Here is an 8064-nt window from a genome sequence, read left to right on the forward strand (position 1 = left end):
CGTGTCCGGCACGGCGTTACGCGATCCGGAATTCACGGCGTATGTCGAACGAGTGTTGAAAGACACCGGCACGCCGCCAGAAATCTTGAAGCTGGAGCTGACCGAGGGCGGCCTGATCAGTAATCCAGGCGCAGCGCGCGACGTTCTGGATGGGCTGCATGACCTGGGCATCGAAATGATGCTCGACGATTTCGGCACCGGTTATTCGTCGCTGAGCTATCTGCAGCTGTTCCCCTTCAGCTATGTGAAGATCGATCGGCCGTTCGTGGATCGCGCTGGCTCGGCGCACGCCAACAGCGCCATCGCCGCGGCCATCGTGCAAATGACCAGCAGTCTGGGCATGAAATCGGTGGCTGAAATCGTCGAGACCGACGCGGCCGCCAACGATCTGCAAACCATGGGCTGCGACTATGCCCAAGGTTACTTTTACTCCGGACCGCTGGAAGCAGAAGAAGCCTTCCAGGTCCTGCGTAATGCCGACAGCTCGCTGCCATCGGCCAAAGTCGCCGCGCAAGCCGAGGACTCCGATCAAGAATCGACGACGATTTCCGAAGCCGTGGTGCTATCGGACGAGACGCTGATGCTGCCCGCCGACGAGGTCGCCGAGCAGCTTCGCGAAAAAGCGTCGCACGAGTAGTCGAAGTCCAATTTCCCCGTCAATCCTGGCCAACGCGCGGTCGCAAGCACCACCCAGCGTAGCTGCCAAGCGGTCACCGCTGAATCCGGCAACCGGATGCTTTATATTCGCCGTATTCGATGAATCGATCGTCGCTTCGGCCCCATCATGACCCTGGTCAACGAGCTGGACCCGTCAAAGCGCGCTGAACTCCATTTTTCTTCAAGGTCTATTCCGATGGCTGTCGAACACGAATCGAGCATGTTGGTCAGTGCCGTCGCGCTACTGGGCGCGGCCGTCATTGCAGTCCCGCTGTTCCGCAGGCTCGGCCTGGGTTCAGTGCTGGGATATGTAGCGGCCGGCCTGTTGATCGGCCCGTTCGGCTTCGGCTGGTTTGCCGACCCGCAAGCCATCCTGCACTTCGCCGAGCTGGGCGTAGTGATGTTTCTTTTCATCATCGGCTTGGAGATGCGGCCGTCGCATCTGTGGCAATTGCGACGGCAGATCTTCGGACTGGGCTCGTTACAGATCATCGCCTGCACGCTCGGCCTCACCGGGGTCGGTCTGGCGCTCGGCTTCTCGCCAGTGGTGTCGTTCATCGGCGGCGCCGGTTTCGTTCTGACCTCGACCGCCATCGTCATGCAAATGCTGGCCGAGCGCGGCGACATCGCCCTGCCCCACGGCCAGAAAATGGTGTCGGTGTTGTTGTTCGAAGATCTGTTGATCGTGCCGTTGCTGGCGCTGGTGAGCTTTCTGTCGCCCACCATCGTTGCCGAGACCAGCACGCCGCATTGGGTGGCGATGCTCACGGGCATCGCATCGCTGGCAGGATTGATCGCAGCCGGGGTGTGGCTGCTCAATCCGTTGTTCAGCATTCTCGCCATGACCCGCACTCGTGAGGTAATGGTGGCGGCCGCGTTGTTGGTGGTGCTGGGCTCGGCGCTACTGATGGAAATGGGTGGCTTGTCGATGGCCATGGGTGCGTTCCTCGCCGGCGTGTTGCTCTCGGAGTCGACGTTCCGTCACGAGCTCGAAGCGGACGTCGAGCCGTTTCGCGGCCTGCTGTTGGGATTGTTCTTCCTCGCGGTGGGCATGAGCCTCAACTTATCCGTGGTCGCGGACAATTGGGTGCTGATTGCCATGGCCGTGCCCGCGATGATGTTGACCAAAGCGCTGTGCATTTACCTGATTGCGCGACTCACCCACAGCCCGCATCGAGAGGCGTTGGATCGAGCTGTGTTGATGGCACAAGGCGGCGAGTTCGCGTTCGTGCTCTATGGCGCAGCGGCGACCGGTGGCCTGATCGACGACACCGTCAACGCCAACTTCACCGCCATCGTGGTGATCTCGATGGTGCTGACGCCGTTAGTCGTCATCGTCGTGCGTCGCTTCATGGCGCCGGAGCGAGCATCCATGGAAGGCATTCCGATTGCCGACGGCCTCGATGGCAGCGTGCTGATGATCGGCTTCGGCCGCTTCGGCCAGGTGGTGTCGCAAGCGCTGCTGGCACGCGGCGTCGATGTGAGCATCATCGATGCAGACATCGAAATGATCCGCTCCGCGAAACAGTTCGGCTTCACCGTGTACTACGGCGATGGCACCCGGCTAGATGTGTTACGCACGTCGGGCGCAGGCAAAGCTCGCGCGATTGCCATCTGCGTCGATAAACAGCCAACGGCCGATCGTATTGCCGAGCTGATCCGCGCCGAGTTCCCGCAAGCGAAATTGTTGGTACGTGCGTTCGATCGCGATCACGCACGCAAGCTGGTCGCGGCCGGCGTCGACTATCACGTCAGAGAAACGTTCGAGTCCGCGATGTTGTTTGGGGGCGCCGCGCTGCGCCTGCTCGGCGTTCCGGACTCGGAAGCGGACGACGTGATTGCCACGGTTCGCGACCGCGACACCGAACGTTTTGCGCTCGAAGTCGCCGGCGGCGGCTACGAGGCGGGCATGGGCATGCTACTTCGTAACACACCGCAAGCCACGTCTCGCCCGACGCCGTTCATCAAACCCCGTGCGGAAGGCAAGGCGTTGAACGACTTGCCGGCCGACAGCGCACCGGAGAGCACGTAATTACGCCGCGCTGAGCTTCAATCCGGCGATGCCCAACAGCACCGCCGCGAGGCTGGCGATTTTCAACACGCTCACGCTCTCACCGTAGAGCAGGATTCCAAACAACACCGTGCCCGACGCGCCTATGCCAACCCAAATAGCATAGGCCGTGCCCATGGGCAGCACCTGGACCGCACGAGCCAGCAATAGCAGGCTCGCGACCAATGCCGCGACAGTAAAGACAGTGGGAATGGGGCGAGTGAACCCTTCAGTGGCCTTGAGGCCCAGCGCCCAACCGATTTCCAGCAAGCCGGCGATCACCAACATGACCCAAGCATTCATGGCTACTCCATGGCAAGGGTCGTCCCTTCTTGTCGGAAAACAGCCTTTCGGGTCGTCCCGAGGGCTCCACCGCAGGGTGCAGTGGGTCTACAGTTAGACATCCTAACCCACGGCCGGTTCCCACCATGAAGAACTTCCTCGCCATTTACATAGGCACCGCCGCCTCTCTACAAAAGGCCAAGTGGAATGCCCTACCCGAGACCGAACGCCAGCAGCGCGAACAGGCCGGCATGAAGGCCTGGGGCGAGTGGATGGCCAAGCATCACACCGCCGTGGTCGTGCAGGGTGCGCCGTTAGGTAAAACCAAGCGCATCGACCCGAGCGGTGTCGCGGACACCAAGAACAACATGGTGGGTTATGTGGTCGTGCAAGCCGAGTCGCATGAAGCGGCGGCACGCCTGTTCGAAAACCATCCGCACTTCACCATCTTCCCCGGCGACTCGGTGGAGATCATGGAGTGCCTGCCGCTGCCGGTGCGCTGACTCTGCAATGCTCAGAGCCAGTAGCTGAACAGATTGATACTGAACTCCTTCATGCGTCGCCAGAGCGAGCGCTTCTGCCAGCGTTCCAGCGTGACGGCTCGCGACGCCCGTTCATCGCGTTGGAATATCTGGTCCATGCGTTGACCGAAGTCGCGATTGACGACCACGGCGTTGACTTCGTCGTTGTGTACGAAGCTGCGCATGTCCAGATTGGCGGAGCCGACGATGGACACGGTGCCGTCAATGACCACCGTCTTCGCATGCAACAATGCGTCCTTCAACTCAAAGATCTTGACGCCCGCCTGTAACAGCGGCGTGAAGGTCGCTTGAGTCGCATGCAGCACCAGGCTCGAATCGGTAAATGCCGGCACGATGAGTCTCACATCGACGCCGCGTTTGGCAGCGTCCGCCATCGACTCCAACAACTCGCTGTTGGGCGCGAAGTAGGCATGCGTGATCCACAAGCGACGGCTCGCATGCTTGAACGCCGCGAGATAGGTTCCATACAGCGCGCGATCGTCGGTCTCGCTGTCGTTGCCCACGATGCTGACTAGCGTGTTGCCCGCCGCTCGCGGCGACGGAAAGTAGCGGTCGCCCTCACCCACCTGCACCGGCTCGCCCGCTTTCTTCCAGGACTCCAAGAACAGCGCCTGCAGTTGCCTGACCGCCGGCCCTTCGATGCGCATGTGAGTATCGCGCCAACCATCCTCTTTGCCGCGCTTCGGTCCAGGCCGACTGCTGGATGCGCTGGAATAAGTGCTGTCGATGTTGATGCCACCGGCAAAGCCCACCTTGCCATCGACCACGATGATTTTTCGATGATCGCGATTCTGGATCTCCCAGATGCGCGGGTTCTTCACCGGATTCATCGGCCGGAACTCACGCACTTCGATGCCTTGCTGGCGCAGCTGCTCGAAGAACTCCTGGGGCGTGTCCATGCTGCCGATGCTGTCGTAAAGCACCCGCACCTCCACACCTTCCTTGCGTTTCTGTGCCAGCAACTCGCCGAAGCGCCGACCGACGTCGTCGGCACCGTAAATGAAAGTCTCCAGATGAATGTGATGACGAGCTGCTTTCAGCTCGGTTTCGATGGCCGCATAGGTGTTCGGCCCGTCGATGAGCGCATCGACACGATTGCCGGCCGTCAATGGCGACGACGAGTACTGTCGCACCGAGCTGACGAGCTCGCGAATCGCCGCGTCGTTTTGGTATTCCTCGAGGGCCGCTTTGAGCAGCGGATCGCTTTCGTCCTCGGACAGCGCGCGCTGTCTGGCAACGATGGGCGGCATGCTCTCAGGCGCTTCAACCTTCGGGTTCTGGGCGCAGGCTGCGCACAGAACCAAAGGCACGAGCAACCACCTGAACTTGCAGTCTGGCCGCGCTGACTCCGATCGCATTGACGTCGTGGCCCCCGCTCTCACGCCAGTGACTGACAGCCACGGTGGAACGTTTACTTGTCGGGAAAGTTCCTTGAGGTCACCGGCTTGTACGCATTGTTGCCGCTTGCGTCGGTTGCCTAGTTTGCGGTTTGACCAACAGGACGTGGCGCCGCAATGGAGGCCTCGTCAGCGGAGGACACATGGGGATTTCGAAGTCGTTCGGCGCGCTAGTGCGCGTCGCCTGTCTGGCTGTTTTATTTTTCACCTCGCCAAGCCACGCCGCGACCTTACCGTCCGGCTTTTCCGAAACACGCATCGCCACGGGCTTGACCCAACCAACCTCGCTAGCCGTGGCGCCCGACGGCAGAGTGTTCGTGACTCAACAAGCTGGCCAGTTGCGCGTCATCAGGAACGGCGTGCTGCTCAGTCAGCCGTTTGTAACCTTGACTGTGAATACCCTGGGCGAGCGCGGCCTGCTGGGTGTGGCACTGGATCCCAACTTCTCCACCAATCGCTATGTTTATTTGTACTACACCAGTCCAACGGCGCCGCCGAGAGTCAACCGCGTGGTTCGATACACAGCGAGCGCCAGCAATCCTGATGTCGCCGAGTCCGGCAGCGCATTCCAGTTGATCGAGCTGTCCGGGCTATCCACCGCATACATTCACAACGGCGGCGCGCTCGCCTTCGGCACCGATGGCAAGCTCTACATAGCCACCGGCGACAACTCCGATTCAGCGAACGCGCAAAGCCTCGAAACCACGCACGGCAAACTATTGCGTATCAATGCCGACGGCTCCATCCCCGAAGACAATCCGTTCCTCGGTCAAACCACCGGCGTGAATCAAGCCATCTGGGCCCGCGGTCTACGCAATCCCTACACATTCGCGGTCGATCCCGGCAACGGGCGGATTCACGTGAACGACGTCGGGCAGGATGCCTGGGAAGAAGTGAACCAAGGCGTGGCCGGTGCTAACTATGGCTGGCCGCAGACGGAAGGCTTCACGCCCGGCGGCGTCACCGGCGTTCGCTATCCCGTTCATGCTTACGCCAACGCCGGCACCAGCTGCGCCATCGTCGGCGCCTCCTTCTATCGGCCCACGGCCCCGACCTTCCCCAGCGAATACGCCGGTCGATATTTCTTCGGCGATTACTGCGGCGGCTTCATCCGTACCTTGAGTGCGCCGAGCTACAACACCTCGGCCGACTTCGCCACAGGCATTGCTGCCCTGGTCGATATCGAAACCGCAAACGACGGCTCGCTCTACTACCTGGCCCGCGGCAATGGTGGTGAGTTGTATCGCGTTCAACACACAGCGAACGCGGCACCTACGATCAACGAGCATCCGGTCAGCGTGTCCGTGTCGGCTGGCCAACCAGCCACCTTCACGACTTCGGCTTCTGGCGTGCAGCCGCTGAGCTATCAATGGCAACGCAACGGAGTAGCAATTTCCGGCGCCACTCAGAACAGCTACACCATTGCGTCGACGACTGCGGCCGACAATGGCGCGCGCATCTCGGTCGTGGTCACGAACGAGTACGGCTCGGCGACCAGCAACGCTGCCACCCTCACGGTCGTTTCCAACAGCGTGCCGGATGCAACGATTGCGACGCCGACGGCCGGCACGCTCTATCGCGGCGGCCAGGTCTTCACGTTCTCGGGCTCAGCCACTGATCCGGAAGACGGTGCGCTGGCGGCTTCTGCATTCACCTGGCGTGTGGACTTCCATCATGACGACCACACTCATCCACATCTGCCGGCGACCAGCGGCGTCACGAGCGGCTCGTTCACCATTGCCGATCGCGGCGAGACATCCGCCAATGTGTTCTATCGACTGATATTGACGGTGCGCGATTCGAGCGGCCTCACCGATACGACGTACGTCGACATCCGTCCTCGCACCTCGGTGATCAGGCTCACCAGCAATATCACCAGTGCGCAGCTCACATTGGACGGCGTGCCGGTCACCGCGCCTTACACATTCACTGGAGTGGAAGGCATCATTCGCACGCTGGGTGTCGTCAGCCCGCAAACCACGGGTGGCGCGACTTATCAATTTTCGACCTGGTCGGATGGTGGCGCACGATCGCACGAGATCGTCACGCCGACCAACGACACGACCTACACCGCCACCCTGAGCGCCAGCGGCAGTCAGTCGACCTTGTTCCAGGACGACTTCGAATCCCCTCGCGGCTGGATTCTTACGCCGGGAGCCAACACCGCAACCGTCGGGCTGTGGCAACGAGGCGACCCGCAGCCGACTTCTCAGAACGGCGTGGTTCTGCAGCCGGCCAACTGCTACAGCGGCACGAACTGCATGATCACCGGCTTGGCCGCCGGTCTACACGCCGGCGTATACGACATCGATAACGGACTCACATCCATGCAGTCGCCAGCGATTGCCTTGCCGGCCGGCCGCCGAGTGACCCTGACCTTCAGGTACTTCCTCAGTCATATCAACACCGCCACCAGCGCCGACTATTTCCGCGTGCGAGCCGTGGGCGCCAACGGTGTTCCCGTGACGATTTATCAAATACCGGCCACGTCGGCCAACGTCGGCGCAGTGTGGCGTCAACCAACGGTGGACCTGTCCCGCTTTGCCGGCCAGACCATCACGCTACGTTTCGAAGCAGCGGATAGCACCAGCAACGGCGGAACCTGGATCGAGGCCGGCTTCGACGATGTGGTCGTGAAGACCAACTAAGGACTCCACCGAGCGGCACGCATCGACTGATCATCGATGCGTGCCTCAGCTGGTTGCTTAGTATCGCTGCCAAGGCCGGCCTTGGTCGGGCCGGCTGTAGTCGCACACGCCTTCCGGGAAGATCTGTTTCAACTTCCCGACTTGCTCGGCAGTCGGCGTCCATGGCGCATACACGCCCGCCTTCACCGCTTTATCCACCGGCTTCAGCGCACACTTATAGATGCCGCCCTCGATGGGCGCACCAGCCACGATGCGAGACGTGCCATAGATCGGGAATCGCTGCGTGCACGGGCCGGCAGGCTTGTCGTCCAGAATGCCATGCCATGCGTCGTCGCCCGCGTAGATGAGCTGACCGTTCACATCGAAACAGCTATCCACCGCACGCGCTGGACGATTACGACGCACGCCCTTGTCCGGATGCTTTTGAATATTACGCAGCCACTCGTCCATCACCGTCATGGCGTCCAACGATTGGCTGGCCTTGGGCA

At 61.3% G+C, this 8064-nt stretch carries 7 protein-coding genes; 4 read left to right on the top strand and 3 right to left on the bottom strand.

The window, feature by feature from the left end; all coding sequences use genetic code 11:
• A partial coding sequence (locus JNL55_RS11705) for an EAL domain-containing protein (RefSeq protein WP_293853007.1) occupies positions 1–637 on the top strand: 637 nt, incomplete at its 5' end.
• Positions 638–853: 216 nt separating this feature from the next.
• Positions 854–2689, top strand: coding sequence for a monovalent cation:proton antiporter-2 (CPA2) family protein (locus JNL55_RS11710; RefSeq protein WP_293853008.1), 1836 nt, complete (start codon positions 854–856; stop codon positions 2687–2689).
• Here the strand turns inward: JNL55_RS11710 and JNL55_RS11715 are convergent, their stop codons facing one another.
• Entirely contained in the window at positions 2690–3010 is a 321-nt protein-coding gene (locus tag JNL55_RS11715) for a DMT family transporter (protein ID WP_293853009.1), read from the bottom strand.
• A 125-nt stretch (positions 3011–3135) separates the two neighbouring features.
• On the opposite strand from JNL55_RS11715, the gene JNL55_RS11720 reads away from it, so the two are divergent.
• Positions 3136–3492 carry a YciI family protein gene (locus tag JNL55_RS11720; protein WP_293853010.1) on the top strand — a complete coding sequence of 119 codons (357 nt, stop codon included), beginning with the start codon at positions 3136–3138 and terminating at the stop codon, positions 3490–3492.
• Between the two features lie 11 nt (positions 3493–3503).
• On the opposite strand, the gene cls is transcribed toward JNL55_RS11720, so the two are convergent.
• Positions 3504–4841, bottom strand: a complete 1338-nt coding sequence (gene cls, locus JNL55_RS11725) for a cardiolipin synthase (RefSeq protein ID WP_293853011.1) — start codon at positions 4839–4841, stop codon at positions 3504–3506.
• 230 nt (positions 4842–5071) lie between these two features.
• On the opposite strand from cls, the gene JNL55_RS11730 reads away from it, so the two are divergent.
• Positions 5072–7576, top strand: coding sequence for a PQQ-dependent sugar dehydrogenase (locus JNL55_RS11730; RefSeq protein WP_293853012.1), 2505 nt, complete (start codon positions 5072–5074; stop codon positions 7574–7576).
• A gap of 57 nt (positions 7577–7633) precedes the next feature.
• On the opposite strand, the gene JNL55_RS11735 is transcribed toward JNL55_RS11730, so the two are convergent.
• The coding region (locus JNL55_RS11735) for a DUF6351 family protein (protein WP_293853013.1) at positions 7634–8064 on the bottom strand (431 nt) is incomplete at its 5' end.

This window comes from Steroidobacter sp. (genome assembly GCF_016790065.1).
In the GTDB taxonomy this organism is placed as follows: Bacteria; Pseudomonadota; Gammaproteobacteria; order Steroidobacterales; family Steroidobacteraceae; genus Steroidobacter.